The organism is Pontibaca salina (assembly GCF_016307205.1).
GTDB classification, from domain to species: domain Bacteria; phylum Pseudomonadota; class Alphaproteobacteria; order Rhodobacterales; family Rhodobacteraceae; genus Pontibaca; species Pontibaca salina.
In genome coordinates this window covers 140,447-155,370 of sequence record NZ_JAEIJD010000002.1, presented here as the reverse complement: position 1 = coordinate 155,370, position 14,924 = coordinate 140,447, and the positions used below count along the sequence as shown (strand labels likewise).

At 58.7% G+C, this 14,924-nt stretch carries 14 protein-coding genes and 1 tRNA gene; 5 read left to right on the top strand and 10 right to left on the bottom strand.

The genetic code is table 11. The features are described 5' to 3' along the window. Positions 1-10: 10 nt before the first annotated feature. The 3 genes from JAO82_RS03470 to JAO82_RS03460 form a co-directional block, all read right to left on the bottom strand. Positions 11-1,945: a PrkA family serine protein kinase gene (locus JAO82_RS03470; RefSeq protein ID WP_198684955.1), complete on the bottom strand. Its 1,935-nt coding sequence runs from the start codon at positions 1,943-1,945 to the stop codon at positions 11-13. Between the two features lie 196 nt (positions 1,946-2,141). Next, complete coding sequence (locus JAO82_RS03465) at positions 2,142-2,612, bottom strand: disulfide bond formation protein B (protein ID WP_198684954.1); 471 nt, start codon at positions 2,610-2,612, stop codon at positions 2,142-2,144. Next, positions 2,609-3,187, bottom strand: coding sequence for a YqaA family protein (locus JAO82_RS03460; protein ID WP_198684953.1), 579 nt, complete (start codon positions 3,185-3,187; stop codon positions 2,609-2,611). The genes JAO82_RS03465 and JAO82_RS03460 overlap by 4 nt, the downstream gene beginning before the upstream one ends. Before the next feature lie 201 nt (positions 3,188-3,388). Between JAO82_RS03460 and JAO82_RS03455 the strand changes: the two genes are divergently transcribed. Beyond that, a tRNA-Leu gene (locus JAO82_RS03455) sits at positions 3,389-3,472 on the top strand. Between the two features lie 25 nt (positions 3,473-3,497). Here JAO82_RS03455 and JAO82_RS03450 read toward each other — a convergent pair. From JAO82_RS03450 to JAO82_RS03440, 3 genes are read right to left on the bottom strand one after another with little or no spacing between them, the layout of a single operon-like run. Continuing rightward, positions 3,498-4,163, bottom strand: a complete 666-nt coding sequence (locus tag JAO82_RS03450) for a GNAT family N-acetyltransferase (protein ID WP_198684952.1) — start codon at positions 4,161-4,163, stop codon at positions 3,498-3,500. Positions 4,164-4,165: 2 nt separating this feature from the next. Then, entirely contained in the window at positions 4,166-4,960 is a 795-nt protein-coding gene (locus JAO82_RS03445) for a slipin family protein (RefSeq protein ID WP_198684951.1), read from the bottom strand. Further along, positions 4,961-6,337 (bottom strand): NfeD family protein, encoded by a 1,377-nt coding sequence (locus tag JAO82_RS03440; protein ID WP_198684950.1) that lies wholly within the window; start codon positions 6,335-6,337, stop codon positions 4,961-4,963. A 455-nt stretch (positions 6,338-6,792) separates the two neighbouring features. Between JAO82_RS03440 and JAO82_RS03435 the strand changes: the two genes are divergently transcribed. Then, the gene (locus tag JAO82_RS03435; RefSeq protein WP_198684949.1) at positions 6,793-8,124 is read left to right on the top strand and encodes a M23 family metallopeptidase; all 1,332 of its coding nucleotides are present in this window, start codon (positions 6,793-6,795) and stop codon (positions 8,122-8,124) included. Then, a complete protein-coding gene (locus tag JAO82_RS03430) occupies positions 8,114-8,647 on the top strand; it encodes a bactofilin family protein (protein ID WP_198684948.1) in 534 nt (177 codons plus the stop codon). Before JAO82_RS03435 ends, JAO82_RS03430 begins: the two co-directional genes overlap by 11 nt. A 112-nt stretch (positions 8,648-8,759) precedes the next feature. On the opposite strand, the gene JAO82_RS03425 is transcribed toward JAO82_RS03430, so the two are convergent. Then, the gene (locus tag JAO82_RS03425) at positions 8,760-9,308 is read right to left on the bottom strand and encodes a peptidylprolyl isomerase (RefSeq protein WP_198684947.1); all 549 of its coding nucleotides are present in this window, start codon (positions 9,306-9,308) and stop codon (positions 8,760-8,762) included. After that, complete coding sequence (locus tag JAO82_RS03420; RefSeq protein WP_198684946.1) at positions 9,301-9,807, bottom strand: peptidylprolyl isomerase; 507 nt, start codon at positions 9,805-9,807, stop codon at positions 9,301-9,303. The genes JAO82_RS03425 and JAO82_RS03420 overlap by 8 nt, the downstream gene beginning before the upstream one ends. 127 nt (positions 9,808-9,934) lie before the next feature. On the opposite strand from JAO82_RS03420, the gene JAO82_RS03415 reads away from it, so the two are divergent. Further along, positions 9,935-11,137 carry a phosphoglycerate kinase gene (locus tag JAO82_RS03415; protein ID WP_198684945.1) on the top strand — a complete coding sequence of 401 codons (1,203 nt, stop codon included), beginning with the start codon at positions 9,935-9,937 and terminating at the stop codon, positions 11,135-11,137. A gap of 90 nt (positions 11,138-11,227) precedes the next feature. Continuing rightward, positions 11,228-12,118: a fructose bisphosphate aldolase gene (locus tag JAO82_RS03410; RefSeq protein ID WP_198684944.1), complete on the top strand. Its 891-nt coding sequence runs from the start codon at positions 11,228-11,230 to the stop codon at positions 12,116-12,118. Positions 12,119-12,194: 76 nt separating this feature from the next. On the opposite strand, the gene JAO82_RS03405 is transcribed toward JAO82_RS03410, so the two are convergent. Both JAO82_RS03405 and JAO82_RS03400 read right to left on the bottom strand, forming a co-directional pair. Continuing rightward, on the bottom strand, positions 12,195-13,505 hold the full coding sequence (locus JAO82_RS03405; protein ID WP_198684943.1) for an NAD(P)/FAD-dependent oxidoreductase: 1,311 nt from the start codon (positions 13,503-13,505) through the stop codon (positions 12,195-12,197). Continuing rightward, a complete protein-coding gene (locus tag JAO82_RS03400) occupies positions 13,505-14,854 on the bottom strand; it encodes a glutamine synthetase family protein (RefSeq protein ID WP_198684942.1) in 1,350 nt (449 codons plus the stop codon). Before JAO82_RS03400 ends, JAO82_RS03405 begins: the two co-directional genes overlap by 1 nt. Positions 14,855-14,924: the final 70 nt, after the last annotated feature.

Sequence of the window (14,924 nt, the reverse complement as noted above, 5' to 3'; positions counted from 1 at the left end):
CTCCCTGCTGTCATCCTGCCTTGTTGACACGCATGTACCATTCGACCAGGCGACGAACCTGTCGGGGCGTGTAGCCGCGGGCCGTCATTCGATCGATGAACTCGTCGTGTTTCGCCTCGGTTTCCTTGTCGCGTTTGGCCCCGAAACTGATCACCGGCAATAGATCCTGAACCTGTCCAAACATCCGCTTTTCGATCACCCGGCGCAGCTTTTCATATTTGCGCCAGTCGGGATTGCGGCCACGGTTTTCCGCCCGTGCGCGCAGCACGAACTTGACGACTTCATTGCGGAAATCCTTGGGGTTTGAGATTTCTGCGGGTTTCTCGATCTTCTCCATCTCCTGCTCAAGGATCTTGCGGTCGAACAACTGGCCGGTGTCTACATCCTTGTAATCCTGATCCTCGATCCAAGCATCGGCATAGGCGATGTAGCGATCGAACAGGTTTTGACCATAATCGGAATAGGATTCCAGATAGGCTTTCTGGATCTCATGGCCGATGAACTCAGTATAGCGCGGGGCAAGCTCATCCTTCATGAAAGATAGATAGCTGCTCTCGACGTCATCCGGGAACTGTTCGCGCCTTACCGACTGTTCGAGCACATAGAGCAAATGCACCGGATCGGCCGAGATTTCTTCGGTGTCATGATTGAAGGTCTCGGACAGCACCTTGAACGCGAACCGGGTGGAAATGCCGGTCATACCTTCATCCACACCGGCAACATCGCGATATTCCTGCACCGAGCGCGCCTTGGGGTCGGTGTCTTTCAGCGTTTCACCGTCATAGACGCGCAGCTTGGAGTAAAGCGGTGAATTCTCATGCTCTTTCAACCGCGTGAGCACACTGAAGCGACCCAGCATTTCAAGCGTCTCGGGGGCGCAGGGCGCTTCGGTCAGGCTGCTTTCCCGCAGCAGCTTCTCATAAATCTGTGTCTCTTCGCTGGCCCGCAAACAATAGGGCACCTTGACCACGCTGATCCGGTCGAGGAACGCTTCGTTGTTGCGATTGCTCTTGAATTGTTGCCACTCGGCTTCGTTCGAGTGGGCGACGATAACCCCCTGATAGGGGAAGGCCCCGATATTTTCGGTGCCGGTATAAGAGCCCTCCTGGGTCGCGGTCAGCAGCGGATGCAGCACCTTGATTGGCGCTTTGAACATCTCGACGAATTCCATCATCCCCTGCGTCGTGCGGTTCAACGCCCCGGAATAGCTGTAAGCATCAGGATCATTCTGGCTGAAATCCTCAAGCTTGCGAATGTCCAGCTTGCCCACAAGGGTTGAAATGTCCTGATTGTTCTCATCCCCCGGCTCGGTTTTGGCGATGCCGATCTGGCGCAGCCGTGACGGGTAAAGCCGCACCACCGAGAATTTTGAGATATCACCGTCAAGTTCAGCCAGCCGCTTGACGGCCCAAGGCGAGATCAGGCCGTTTAGCAACCGCTGGGGAATGTTGTATTTGCTTTCCAGCAGGTCCCCCATTTGGGCGCGGTCAAACAAGCCAAGGGGCGATTCGAAGATCGGGCTGATTTCGTCGCCCGCCTTCAGCACATAGATCGGCTCTTGTTCCATGAGACGTTTGAGCGTTTCGGCAAGGGTCGATTTCCCGCCCCCGACCGGGCCAAGCAGGTAAAGAATCTGTTTACGCTCTTCCAGACCTTGGCTGGCATGGCGAAAGAACCCGACGACACGTTCGATCGTTTCCTCGATCCCGAACAGGTCTTCGAAAGGTTTGTACCGCTTGATTGTACGATTGAGAAAGATCCGACTGAGCCGTTGATCCTGGCTTGTATCGATCAACTCCGGCTCACCAATCGCGTTGACCATCCTTTCCGCGGCGGTCGCTCGCATCGCCGCGTCCTCCTGGCATCCCAGAAGGTAATCCTGCAAGGTCATCTCAACGAGCTTGGTGCGTCCATATTCCTCGGCAAACTGCTCGAAAATCTTCATACCGGCTCCTCTACGCTATAACGGCCCCTCTCCTGCCGCGTATGGCTCTTTGCCACTCCTCTATAATAACATGGGGTGCAATTTATTGCTTTCCAATCACATCGGGTTTCGTGATTGTCATTATTTTACGCGATTTCTCTGTTTGGAGCAAAAGCGCATTGCGCCAGGGCCGACATTAGTCAGTCTGACGGTATGGTCAGTGCGCCGGTTTTGTCTTCACCAGCGCCACGCACCAGACCAGCGTAAGCCCGAGAGAAATTAAAGTGTTCCAGCTCGCCATAGAGAGGCCGAGCAATTCCCACGGGACTTCATCACAGCGCGCAAGCGGTGCTTGCATAATCTGCGCCATGAGTTCGTCGGCGCTTAGGCCGCTGATCGGTCCAGAGCTGCAAGCCGAGGGCCCAGACCACCAGCCACGCTCAATTCCGGTGTGATAAGCCCCGATGGCCGCAGTGCAGAGTGTTGCCAACGCTCCAGCCGCAGGAAGCAGACGCCCCGGTATGACCATTACCAGAGCCGCAATTGCAATTGCCGCCGCATGCGGCCAACGCTGCCAGACGCACATGGTGCAGGGGGCCAGTCCACCGATAAATTGAAACGCGAACGCGCCCAACAACATGCCCGCAGAGCCACCGGCAGCGATCAGAATCAGCGCATTACGGGTCACAAGTAACGCACGACAACGAAGCCGCCGATTAGTAACGCGACAAAAGCTGAAAACACCAAGCCGAGCCGTCGTTCGATGAACCCGCGCACCGGCGCACCAAACACGCGCAACAGAGCCGCGACGGCAAAGAATCGCAAGGCTCGGGCCAGAACCGATGTTGTTATGAAGGTCGCCAGCGGCATGCTGGTCCAGCCGGACATGATGGTGATCACTTTATAGGGAAACGGCGTGACGCCAGCCATCAGAACCGCCCAGAAGCCGAAATCATTAAACCGCGTATTGAATTCCGCCATCGCGTCGGCCTTGCCCATTGTTGCCAAAATGGGCTGGCCGATTCCCTCGAAGGCAAGCGCGCCGATACCGTAACCCAACAAGCCGCCCAAAACCGACGCGCCCAGCGCGACGGCCGCGATCAGCCAAGCACGCGATGGACGTGCCAATATCATTGGAATCATCAGTACATCTGGCGGAATCGGAAATACCGAGCTTTCAACAAAGGCCACAAGCGCCAGCCACCAGAGAGCCTGAGGATGATCGGCAAGACGCATGGTCCTGTCATAAAGGCGGTGCAGCATGAATTCGTCCCTGAAGCCCTGTGAAAGGCAAGAACCACGCGCAGCACGGCAGGTCAACCGCGAGAGGCAATTGCATTTATGTTGGGAATCGGTGTGGACCTTGGGCGACGGTGACGTTAAGAAATAAAAATTGCATACCAAAGGGGCACCTTGCGTGAACCGATTGGATTGCGATCAAGGCTTTGGCAACGCCGAAGATGTGCGGGTGTGGCGGAATGGTAGACGCGAGGGTCTCAAACACCCTTTCCGCAAGGAGTGTCGGTTCGAGTCCGACCACCCGCACCAAGAGCCGGCCTTTGCGACCGTCCGTTTAGCAAGCCCTCTCGCGTGGCGAACGGTGCATGAACCAAGCTGGCACGTTAAGCACATGGTCCTGCCCGACCTCGGCAAAGCCAAACGTCCGGTAGAATGTCACGTTGATTTCAAGATCGGTTTCCAGCCAGGCGTTGGCACCGAGAGTGTCCAACTGCGCACAACAATGCATCACTAATTGCCGCCCGATACCGCGCCGTTGCCGGGCGGGTAGCACCGCCAGCGGGCCAAGATGCCAATGCGGCGTGTCGGGATCGTGACGCGCCCAGAGTGCCAACCAGCGCCGCAAACGCCAGAGGACGAAGGGCGACATACCGACCGCGAAGGCGCCGGCAAAACGCAGCCGGTCACGCAGTCCTGGGCGGCAACGCCCCGGCGCGATCATCCCCAACACACCGACCAGATCCCCCTGTTCATAGGCCCCCAAAACCTGCCCGTTAGCCTGAACATACGCAATCAAGGGCACAAGAAACCGCGACAGGCGCCGCCGCCGAGCCTTAGGATTGCTGCCGAACACACGGATATGCAACGGGTTGTCAGCCATCCCCACGGTCAGGACCGCCGCCGCCGCAGGCAGGTCGCTTGGCGCAAGCGCCCGGACCTCGACCGGATGAGCGCTTTCGGCATGAGGCCGCGCCTGCACGCGGTTCCTAATATTCGCCATTTTTACGTCTGCTCCGGCGTGGAGTCCGTCTTGGCAGGTGGCGCGGCTTGTCTGGCCAGTTCTTGAAACAGGTTCACCGGCATTGGAAAGACAATGGTCGAGGACTTGTCCGACGAGATATCATATAGTGTCGACAAGTAACGCAGTTGCATCGCCTCGGGTACGCGGGCCAGTTTCTCGGCGGCCTCGACCAGCTTTTCAGCGGCCTGCTCCTCCCCTTCCGAGTTGATGATACGGGCGCGGCGGTTGCGCTCGGCCTCAGCCTGACGAGCGATGGCACGGACCATGCTTTCGTCGATATCCACATGTTTGATCTCGACATTGGCGACCTTGATCCCCCAAGCGTCGGTCTGCGAGTCGAGAATGCTTTGAAGATCATCATTGAGCTTGTCGCGTTCGGCCAGCATCTCGTCCAGTTCATGTTTGCCCAGCACCGAACGCAGCGTCGTCTGCGCCAACTGGCTGGTTGCGTCGCGGAACTCCTCGACTTGGATCACTGCACGCTCCGGATCGATGACGCGAAAGTAAAGCACCGCATTGACCTTGACCGATACGTTGTCGCGGCTGATCACGTCTTGGCTGGGCACGTCCAAAACGATGGTGCGCAAATCGACCCGCACCATCTGTTGCACGAAGGGAATCAGAATGATGAACCCCGGCCCCTTGACGCCGGTGAAGCGGCCAAGGGTGAAAACGACCCCGCGCTCGTATTCGCGCAGGATCCGGACCATCGACGCCAAGAAAGCGATGACCAAGATGGCAATCAGGCCGTAGGCGATTAAATTGACGGGTAACATTCAAGTCTCCTTCGCGGTTGGGGAAGGCGCAGGTTCGACGCGGAGCGTAAGACCGTCGCGCGCGGTGACACGCACGCGGGCACCCTTTGCGGCGGGGACGGTACCGCGCGCTTGCCAGCGTTCACCATGCACGAGAACCGTGCCGTTTTGGCCAGACCAGGATAAAACCGTGCCCGTAGTACCGATCATCGCCAAATCGCCGCTGACCACACGGCGGCGATGCGCGCGCAGCGCAGCGGCAAGCACCACGACCAAAAGCACCCCGCTCGCCACTGTGGCCGTGATGATGACGCCGGGCGAGAGGTGGAATCCCGGCACTTCCTCAAACATGAAGACTGACCCCAGCCCAAAAGCAAGTATGCCACCGATCCCCAGCACCCCAAATGAGGGCGCGAAGGCCTCGGCGGTCATCAAGACGATCCCCAGCAGCACCAGCCCCGCACCGGCAGCATTGATTGGCAGCATGTTCAGCGCAAACAATGCCAGGATCAAGGAAATGCCACCGATAACACCGGGAAGCAGCGCCCCCGGATTGATCACTTCAAAGAGAACTCCATAAATTCCGATCAACATCAGCAGGTAGGCAAAGGTCGGGTTCGCCAGAATCCCGATCAGTTTAACACGCCAGTCTGGCGGCACCTTGACGACCTCCAGACCAGCGGTTCGCAATGTTACCTGCTTTCCGCCAAGGTTGACACGGCGACCGTCTGCCTTGGTCAGAAGAGTGTCGAGATCAGGCGCAATAATCTCGATCACGTCGCGTTCCAGCGCCGCATTGGCGGAAAGGCTCGCCGCCTTGCGCACCGCAGCCTCTGCCCAGTCGGCATTGCGCCCCTGCAAGTCGGCAAGGGCGCGAATATAGGCAACCGCGTCGTTGACGCTCTTGGCAGTCATGGCATCGGTCGGCGCGGGCTGTTCTTCGTCTGCATCTTCCTCCTCGTCCAGCGGCTGCGGCGCGCCCCCCATCCGCACCGGCGTCGCGGCCCCGATATTGGTTCCGGGGGCCATCGCAGCCAGATGACTGCCATAAACCATATAGGTGCCAGCACTTGCCGCCCGCGCGCCGCCGGGGGCCACGTAAGTGATGACCGGCACCGGTGAGGCGAGAAACATCAGGACGATCTCACGCATGGATTGCACCAGGCCGCCCGGTGTGTCGATTTGCACAACAATGGCCTCCGCGTCATCGGCAGCGGCAAAACCCTGCCGCAGATACTCGCTGGTGGCTGGCCCGATCGGACCGATCACATCAAGCACGATGACGGTTCCGCTCCCCTGTCCTGACATCGCAGCCTGTTCGCGCTCGACATCTGCCGATCCGCTGGCAGGGCCAAAGGCGAACAGGCAGGCCAGCAAGAATATCGTGATCCTGATCATGTCATACCGGGGCTTCACCCGCGTTTTCGGGATGGAACCCTTCCCGACCCTGCGCACTGCCCCCACAACTGAACGCGGGATGGGCGTGCTTTGAATAATATATAAGCGCGCGGACGGATATTTCGAGCTCAGTACGCCTGTTGCCCTACCCAACGACACCCCGGGCTTCTATCACAAGACTCATGCGACAGCCTCTCTCCTCGGGCTTCCCGACCTTTGCCAAGCCCGCTTAGAGCCTGTTCTTGGCGAGGCATTCAGAGGCTTTTTAGCCACAGCTTCCGCAAATTCGCCACCAGAGGGCGCTATCGGCAATTTTATGCCGATTTGTGCAGCGCCAGAGCGACATAGGACAAGTTTCTTGCCCAGATCGAGAACGCTGTTTAAGCACCTCCAAAACAAGGGACGCCCCGCTGGCGCGCGATCCCGATAATAAATCCAAACGAGGGATCTAAGTCTTGCGGTCACGTCTGGCAATCAAAATTCACAACCTGATTGAGCGGAGGTTTCCAGAACGCCGCCTATTTTTGAAGTCCGAAACCGACACGCGATTCATCCGGCTGAAGCCAGAAACGCAGCTTTTCACATTTCTAGCGGGTTCGGCCGTTATGGCGTGGGCGATCCTGGCCACGGCAATCCTGTTGATGGACTACATCAGCGCGGGCAACTTTCGAGAACAGGCCCAGCGCGACCAATTTTCCTATCAGCAGCGTCTGAATGACTTGTCGCGCGAACGCGACGCCCGTGCCGAAGAAGCTCTGGCCGCGCAGGAGCGATTCAATAGCGCACTCGCTCGGGTGTCGTCGATGCAATCGGAATTGCTGGCCTCGGAAACCCGCCGACGCGAGTTGGAAACCGGGATCGAGGTGATCCAGACCACCCTGCGCACCGTGATGAAGGATCGTGAAAGTGCACGTCTCGCGCTGGCCGAACTGCAGGAAAAGGCCAACGGTTCAGAGACCACTTTGGCCGCAGCTGATAACGGCCCGGTGCCGATGGGCTTCATGGCCGAAGCCCTGGCCCGCACCGCACAAGAGCGCGATCGGATCGAGGCCGATGCGCAAACTGCTCTGGTCAGCGCGCAAGAACTGGAACGCGAAATCAAGCTGATGCACGAACGCAACGACCACATCTTTCAGCAGTTGGAAGAAGCCGTGGCGATCTCGGTCGAGCCGCTGGACAAGATGTTCCGCAAGGCCGGCCTGTCAACCGATTCCATCCTGAAACAGGTCCGAAGCGGATATAGCGGTCAGGGCGGTCCGCTGACCCCTTTAGCGATATCGACCCGCGCTGACGGCCAACCGGCCGCTGATGAGCTGCGGGCCAATTCGATCCTGAACCGGATGGACGAGTTGAACATGTATCGCATCGCTGCTGAAAAAGCCCCCTTCGCCCAGCCGGTGCTGTCCCCGTTCCGCCTGACCAGCCCGTTCGGCATCCGCCGCGATCCTTTTACCGGCGGGCGGCGCACTCATAACGGAACCGATTTCGCCGCCGCCCATGGCACCCCTATTCACGCCACTGCCGACGGGGTCGTCACCAAGGCCGGACGGGCCAGCGGCTATGGCAAGATGGTCAAGATCAAGCACGCTTTCGGCACTGAAACGCTTTATGCTCATGCATCGCGCATCCATGTGAAGACCGGTCAAAGGGTCTCGCGCGGGGATCATATTGCTGATATGGGTAGCACTGGACGGTCTACCGGCACTCATCTCCACTATGAGGTGCACGTGAATGGCAAACCCGTTAACCCCATGACCTATATCAAGGCTGCACGAGATGTTTTCTAAGAGTAAAATTCAGGATCCCGGCCCGAAATCGCCCGAAACGGGCAAGCCGACCGCGCCCCTCTCGACCCCATCTTCGGATCAGGCACAGGCTGACCACAAGCTTGCCGCGCCCAAAAGCAAACCGCCCGCCTCGACGTTGTCCTCTGATCTTAACATCACCGGCAACATCAAGACATCGGGCGACATACAGGTTGAAGGTACGGTCGAGGGCGATATCCGTGCGCATCTGCTCACTGTTGGCGAAAGCGCAACCATTAAGGGCGAAGTCACCGCCGATGACGTGGTGATCAATGGCCGCATCGTAGGGCGCGTACGCGGCCTCAAAGTACGTCTGACCTCCACTGCGCGGGTCGAGGGTGACATTATTCACAAGACCATCGCAATCGAAAGCGGCGCGCATTTCGAAGGGTCAGTGCAACGGCAGGATGACCCTTTGAGCGCCGGTCGCACTCCAGCGCGCCCGCAATACCAGCAGGTGAGCGGCTCCGAGACCGCAAACCCGCCGCGTAAAGACGTTTCCTGAACAGGGATTGGGTAGATTTAAGCCGCCACTCCGGGAACCGGGGCGGCGGCTTTCATTTTCACGGCAGTGCCCGCCGCTTTCGCCAAAGGCTGCCGCTGTTAAATGATGCCGTTCACTCGATGACCGTAACGCGTTCCATCCGGTCCGGTTCGCCGATGACCGCGCCGTTGGGGCCATCACCGCGCTTGATAGCGTCCACCACATCCATGCCATCGGTAACGCGCCCGACCACGGTATATTGACCGTTCAGAAACGCACCTTCGTCGAACATGATGAAAAACTGGCTGTTGGCACTATCCGGGTCCTGACTGCGGGCCATTCCGACCACACCGCGCTCGAACGGGATCTCGGAGAATTCAGCCTTCAGATCCGGACGGTCTGATTTTCCGGTGCCAGCGCGGCGCATATCACCGCCCTTTTTGCCGAATTGCACATCACCTGTCTGGGCCATGAAACCCTCGATTACACGGTGAAAGACGACTCCATCATAGACACCCGTCTCGGCCAGCTCGGTAATTTGGGCGACATGGTCGGGGGCGACATCTTCAAACAGGTCGATGGTGACGGTGCCATTGGCCCCCTCACCCGCGACCTCGATCGAAATGCCCGTCGCCAAGCCCGGACTGGCCAGAACCGCGAAAAGCAGCGCCAGTTTACGCATCCGCGGCCACCTTGACGCTGATCATCCGGTCTGGATTTGCCGGCGGTTCGCCCTTGGCGATTGCGTCAACATGTTCCATGCCTTCAAGCACGCGGCCATAAACCGTGTATTGTCCGTTCAGGAAATGGTTGTCCTTGAAATTGATGAAAAATTGCGAATTGGCTGAATCCGGATTGGCCGAGCGCGCCGCGCCCAGCGTTCCGCGGTCATGGGGCAGTTTCGAGAATTCTGCCGGAACATCAGGATGTTCGGAACCGCCGGTGCCTGCACGCCCGGGATTGTAATCCTTTTCCATATTGGCGTGCTGGACGTCGCCGGTCTGCGCCATGAAACCGTCGATAACGCGGTGGAACGCGACGTTGTCATAGGCACCGGCACGGGCCAACTGCTTCATCCGTTCGACATGTTTGGGTGCGACATCGGGCAGCAGTTCGATCACAACGGTGCCGTCTTTCAGCTCCATAAGAATGGTGTTTTCCGGGTCTTTGATTTCAGCCATCGGACTCTCCTGTCATATCGGCGTTGACAGTTTACTAAAGATGCAGGACCGGATTGCCAAGTCGGGCATTGACGATTGTGTCGAATAAGGGAAGAACCGCGCCGTTCGGACCGTGCAGGAGATTACGATGGACTGGAAAACGCTGGATGAGATGCCCCTTGCTGACAAGACGGTTCTGGTGCGCGTCGATCTAAACGTGCCGCTGGAAAATGGCACGGTCAGCGACGATACCCGCATCCAGCGCATCGTACCGACGATCCGCGACATATTGGACGCCGGTGGCAAGCCGGTGCTGCTGTCGCATTTCGGACGCCCCAAGGGCACCCATGACCCCGATATGTCACTGCGCCCGCTGGCCGAGCCGCTGGCGGCTGCCGTGGGTAGGCCGGTGATGTTCTGCGCCGACTGCCGCGGACCGGCGGCGCAGGCCGCTGTGGCGGCCCAGCAGAAAGATCAGGTGGTGCTGTTGGAAAACACCCGCTTTCAGCCCGGTGAAGTAACCAACGATGCTAAGCTGGCAGCGGAGTTTGCCGAACTGGGCGAAGTCTATTGCAACGATGCGTTTTCCTGTTCGCACCGCGCCCATGCCTCGACCGAAGGCGTGGCGCAATTGCTGCCTTCTTGCGGGGGGCGTCTGATGGAGGCCGAGCTTGGCGCGCTGGACGCTGCCCTCGGTCAGCCTGAACGCCCGCTTGCGGCCCTGGTTGGCGGCGCGAAAGTATCGACGAAGCTGGATCTTCTGTCCAACCTCGTGGAACATGTCGATCATTTGATCATCGGCGGGGCCATGGCCAATACGTTTCTTGCGGCGCAAGGATTCAACGTGGGAACATCACTCCTCGAGCAAGACATGACTGACACCGCCGCCGCGATTTTGGACAAAGCCGGCGAAACTGGGTGCAAGGTGTTGCTGCCTGACGATGTCGTGGTGGCGCGTGAGTTCAAGGCCGGGGCGGCCAGCCAGACGGTAGCAGTCGACCAATGCCCGTCCGACGCGATGATTCTGGATGCTGGACCGAACACCGTGGCGCGGATCGGCGACGTTCTCGACCAGGCGAAAACCATGATCTGGAACGGCCCGCTGGGGGCCTTCGAAATCACTCCTTTTGACGCGGCCACCACCACCGCCGCGCGGAAGGTCGCTGAACGCACCCGCGCCGGGGCGTTGGTTTCGGTGGCCGGTGGGGGCGATACTGTCGCGGCACTCAACCAAGCCGGAGTGACCGGAGATTTCAGCTATGTCTCGGCGGCTGGCGGCGCCTTTCTGGAATGGATGGAAGGCAAGGCCCTGCCCGGTATCGCCGCGCTGGGTAAGAGCTGCGCGAGCTAACTCGTTGCATGGCGGGCGCGGCTTGCTTATGCAGATGGGCGGACAGGGCATCCGCCCTTTGTAATGCGAATGATCAAGGGGAACAGGACAATGAACCAAAAACAGGCTGAACAGATGCGCAGTGGCGACGGGTTTGTCGCGGCGTTGGATCAAAGCGGTGGATCAACCCCCAAGGCGCTGGGTCTCTATGGCATTCCCGAGACCGCCTATGACAGCGACTCGGCAATGTTCGATCTGGTTCACGAGATGCGCACACGGATCATGAAATCGCCCGCCTTCAAGGGCGACAAGGTGCTTGGTGCGATCCTGTTTGAAAACACCATGGACCGGCAGGTCGATGGGCAGCCCACCGCCACCTATCTGTGGGAAGATCGCGGCGTTGTACCCTTCCTCAAAGTGGACAAGGGGCTGATGGACGATCTCGACGGTGTCCGCTTGATGAAAGACATGGGCGATCTGGACGCATTGCTGGAACGGGCGGCCAAGGCCGGAATTTTCGGCACCAAGATGCGTTCGGTGATCGATGCGGCCAACCCGACCGGAATCGCCGCGGTTGTGGCGCAGCAATTCGAGGTGGGGCAGCAAATTCTCGCCCACGGTCTGGTGCCGATCATCGAACCCGAGGTGACCATCAGCATTTCCGACAAAGCCGCTGCCGAGGATATTGTTCTTGAAGAAACCCTGAAACATCTCAACGCTCTGTCGGATGACGTTGAAGTGATGCTGAAATTGACTCTGCCGGAAACCACCAATCTTTACAAACCGCTGGTGGACCATCCGCGCGTCATGCGCGTTGTGGCACTGTCAGGCGGGTACAGCCGGACCGAAGCCAATAACCGGCTGGCGCAAAATAGCGGCGTCATCGCCAGTTTTTCGCGTGCATTGACCGAGGGGCTTTCGGTGCAACAAGACGATGCCGAATTCGATCGCATTCTGGCAGAAACCATCGACAGCACCTTCGAGGCCTCTGTTGCAGGCTGAGTGGACCTAGATATTCGAGGCGGTGACCAGACATGGGCCGCCTCATTACGTCCCGCTGCGACCACCTCTTCTTGGTTTATACGCCGAGTTTATCGCGTAACCCGTACCACCACGAGCCGATCACGGAATAGGGAACGCGGAACATGCGCCCGCCGGGAAAGGGATACCACGGCAGTTTGGCAAAAACGTCGAACCGTGTCAGGTCCCCATCGATCGCCTCGGACAGGATACGCCCGAATGTGTGCGATCCGGTGACACCGTGCCCGCTATAGCCATGCGCGAAATAGGTGTTATCGCCAAGGCGGCCCAACTGCGGCACACGGCTGAACGAGAGCGCGAAATTACCGCTCCAGGCGTAATCGATCTTGATCCCTTTGAGTTGCGGAAACACCTTGTTCATGTTGGGCAGCAATTTGGCCTTGATATTGCTGGGATCGGCCCCGCCATAAACCGTACCACCCCCGAACAGAAGCCGCTTGCCGCCAGACAGGCGATAGTAATCGAGGATATAGCGGATGTCTTCGATACACATATCTGTTGGCAACAAGTCTTGCGCGCGGGCCTCGCCCAGAGGTTCGGTCGCCATCACCTGTGTCGAGACGGGCATCACCCGCGCCGACAGTGTCGGCACCACATGGCCCAAATAGGCGTTGCCGCATAAAACCAGCGTCTTGCAGCTCATCGACCCTTTCGCGGTCCGAACCAGAGGCCGCGCCGCAGCATGGTTCACGTCAATGACCGGAGACATCTCATAGATCCTGCCGCCATTCTGCTCAAATGCTGCAGCCTCGCCCCGCGCCAGATTCAAAGGGTGCATATGGCCACCCGAATAGTCGATCAGCCCGCCCGCGTAGAGATCAGAGTTCACATGGTTACGTAGCTGATCCTTGTCCAGCATTTCCTGATTTTTGATACCGTAGCTGGCCCAAAGGGTCATACGCTCTTTCAATTCGCGCATATGGGTGCTGGTCAGGCCGGCAAAGATATTGCCGTCCTTCAGGTCGCAATTGATATCATAGGTGCGGACCCGCTCGCGGATAATCTGCCCGCCCTCTTGCACGATACCGGCAACGAAAGTGGCCGTATCCTGTCCATAACGCTTCTTGATGGTTTGCAAACTGGCATTGAGCCCGTTGACGATCTGGCCACCATTGCGCCCCGACGCGCCCCAGCCGATTTGCGCGCCTTCGATAATGGCGACATGATATCCTTTTTCTGCCAGATGCAGCGCGGTTGACAGCCCGCTATAGCCAGCTCCGACCACACAGATGTCGATCTCGTGATCGCCGATCAGCACTGGCCGCTTGGGTGCAGGATTGGCAGAGGCGGCGTAGTAACTTGTGGTGTGGCTCCCGTCCCCTGCATAAGAACCTGACGCCGCGCCCATCACACGATCTCCAGATAGCTGTCATATTCCAGACCGGTCACGTGACGGGCAAATTTGCGCAGTTCCTGCGTCTTACATTCAACCATCATCGTCTGAAGCCGTCTGGAAAAGATGTTGGGCACATGGCCGCCTTTACGAAAAGCGTCGATCGCCGTGGCCCAATCCAGTGGCAGATTTTCTAGTTTCATTGCATAGGCATCGCCGCTAATCGGCGCAGCGGGCTGCATGTCGTTTTCGATACCGATCAGCGCGCCACCCAGGATACTGGACAATGCCAAATAGGGATTTGCGTCAGCTCCGGCAACACGGTGTTCGATGCGGCGGGCCTTTGGGTCGCCGCCGGGAATGCGGATCGCTGCGGTACGGTTCTCATAGCCCCACGCCACGTTGATCGGCGCATGGGCACCGGGCAGAAGGCGGCGATAGGAGTTTTCGTGTGGCGCAAATGTCAGCGTGTTCTCCTGCATCGTCGCCAACATCCCGGCCACTGCATTCCGCATCAGGCGCGCACCTTGGTCGCTGCCATCGTCGAAGACATTCACCCCGTTTTTGTCGATCAGCGAAAAATGCGCGTGAAAGCCGCTGCCGGACAGATGGCCATATGGTTTGGCCATGAAGGTAGCAGCAAATCCGTGTTTGCGCGCAATACCGCGCACCAGCCGCTTGAACAGCACCGCATCATCGGCGGCGCGCAGGGGATCGGCAATATGGCGCATGTTCACCTCGAACTGCCCCGCACCGTTTTCCGAAATCGCGGTATCTGCCGGAATGCCCTGTAGCTCACAAGTATCGTAAACATCATTCAGGAATTCATCGAAATGCTGCAATTCATCCAGTGATAGCGCCCCGTCGGAATTCAGTCGCTTGCCCGTGACGGGCGACTTGGGCGCTTGCGGCATGTCCCCGGATGGGTCGACCAGGTAGAACTCCAGCTCGGTTGCAATGACCGGGGTCAGCCCGCGCGCCCTGTATTGCTCGGCCACACGGGCCAGCGCGCGCCGGGGATCGCCGGGAAACGGCGTGCCGTCTTCCTGCCGCATCCACAGCATCGCCAACGCCGTCGGGCGGCTGGTCCAGGTGATCGGTACCAAGGCACGTCCGGTGAAATCGCACAGCCCGTCCGAGTCACCGGTTTCGAACACCAGTTTGCTATTCTCGATATCCTCACCCCAGATATCCATGCCAACGATCGATAACGGCATCCGCAGCCCGCCCTCGACGACCTTGGAAATCTGATCTAACGGAACCCGTTTGCCCCGCATTCCACCGTTCAGATCGCAAACACAAGCAAAGATCGAATCGATCTCGGGATGTTGGGCTAGCCACGCTTCGGCCTTGCTGTCAGACACGCCACTCCCTTTCGATGCCACCGACCAGTCACTGATACCTTACAGGATTCGTTCAGTCGCCAATAGCTTG

Coding starts and splice junctions, on each gene's coding strand:
- JAO82_RS03470 (WP_198684955.1), bottom strand. CDS start 1,945: ATGAAGATTTTCGAGCAGTTTGCCGAGGAATATGGACGCACCAAGCTC.
- JAO82_RS03460 (WP_198684953.1), bottom strand. CDS start 3,187: ATGCTGCACCGCCTTTATGACAGGACCATGCGTCTTGCCGATCATCCT.
- JAO82_RS03450 (WP_198684952.1), bottom strand. CDS start 4,163: ATGGCGAATATTAGGAACCGCGTGCAGGCGCGGCCTCATGCCGAAAGC.
- JAO82_RS03445 (WP_198684951.1), bottom strand. CDS start 4,960: ATGTTACCCGTCAATTTAATCGCCTACGGCCTGATTGCCATCTTGGTC.
- JAO82_RS03440 (WP_198684950.1), bottom strand. CDS start 6,337: ATGATCAGGATCACGATATTCTTGCTGGCCTGCCTGTTCGCCTTTGGC.
- JAO82_RS03430 (WP_198684948.1), top strand. CDS start 8,114: ATGTTTTCTAAGAGTAAAATTCAGGATCCCGGCCCGAAATCGCCCGAA.
- JAO82_RS03425 (WP_198684947.1), bottom strand. CDS start 9,308: ATGCGTAAACTGGCGCTGCTTTTCGCGGTTCTGGCCAGTCCGGGCTTG.
- JAO82_RS03420 (WP_198684946.1), bottom strand. CDS start 9,807: ATGGCTGAAATCAAAGACCCGGAAAACACCATTCTTATGGAGCTGAAA.
- JAO82_RS03415 (WP_198684945.1), top strand. CDS start 9,935: ATGGACTGGAAAACGCTGGATGAGATGCCCCTTGCTGACAAGACGGTT.
- JAO82_RS03410 (WP_198684944.1), top strand. CDS start 11,228: ATGAACCAAAAACAGGCTGAACAGATGCGCAGTGGCGACGGGTTTGTC.
- JAO82_RS03405 (WP_198684943.1), bottom strand. CDS start 13,505: ATGGGCGCGGCGTCAGGTTCTTATGCAGGGGACGGGAGCCACACCACA.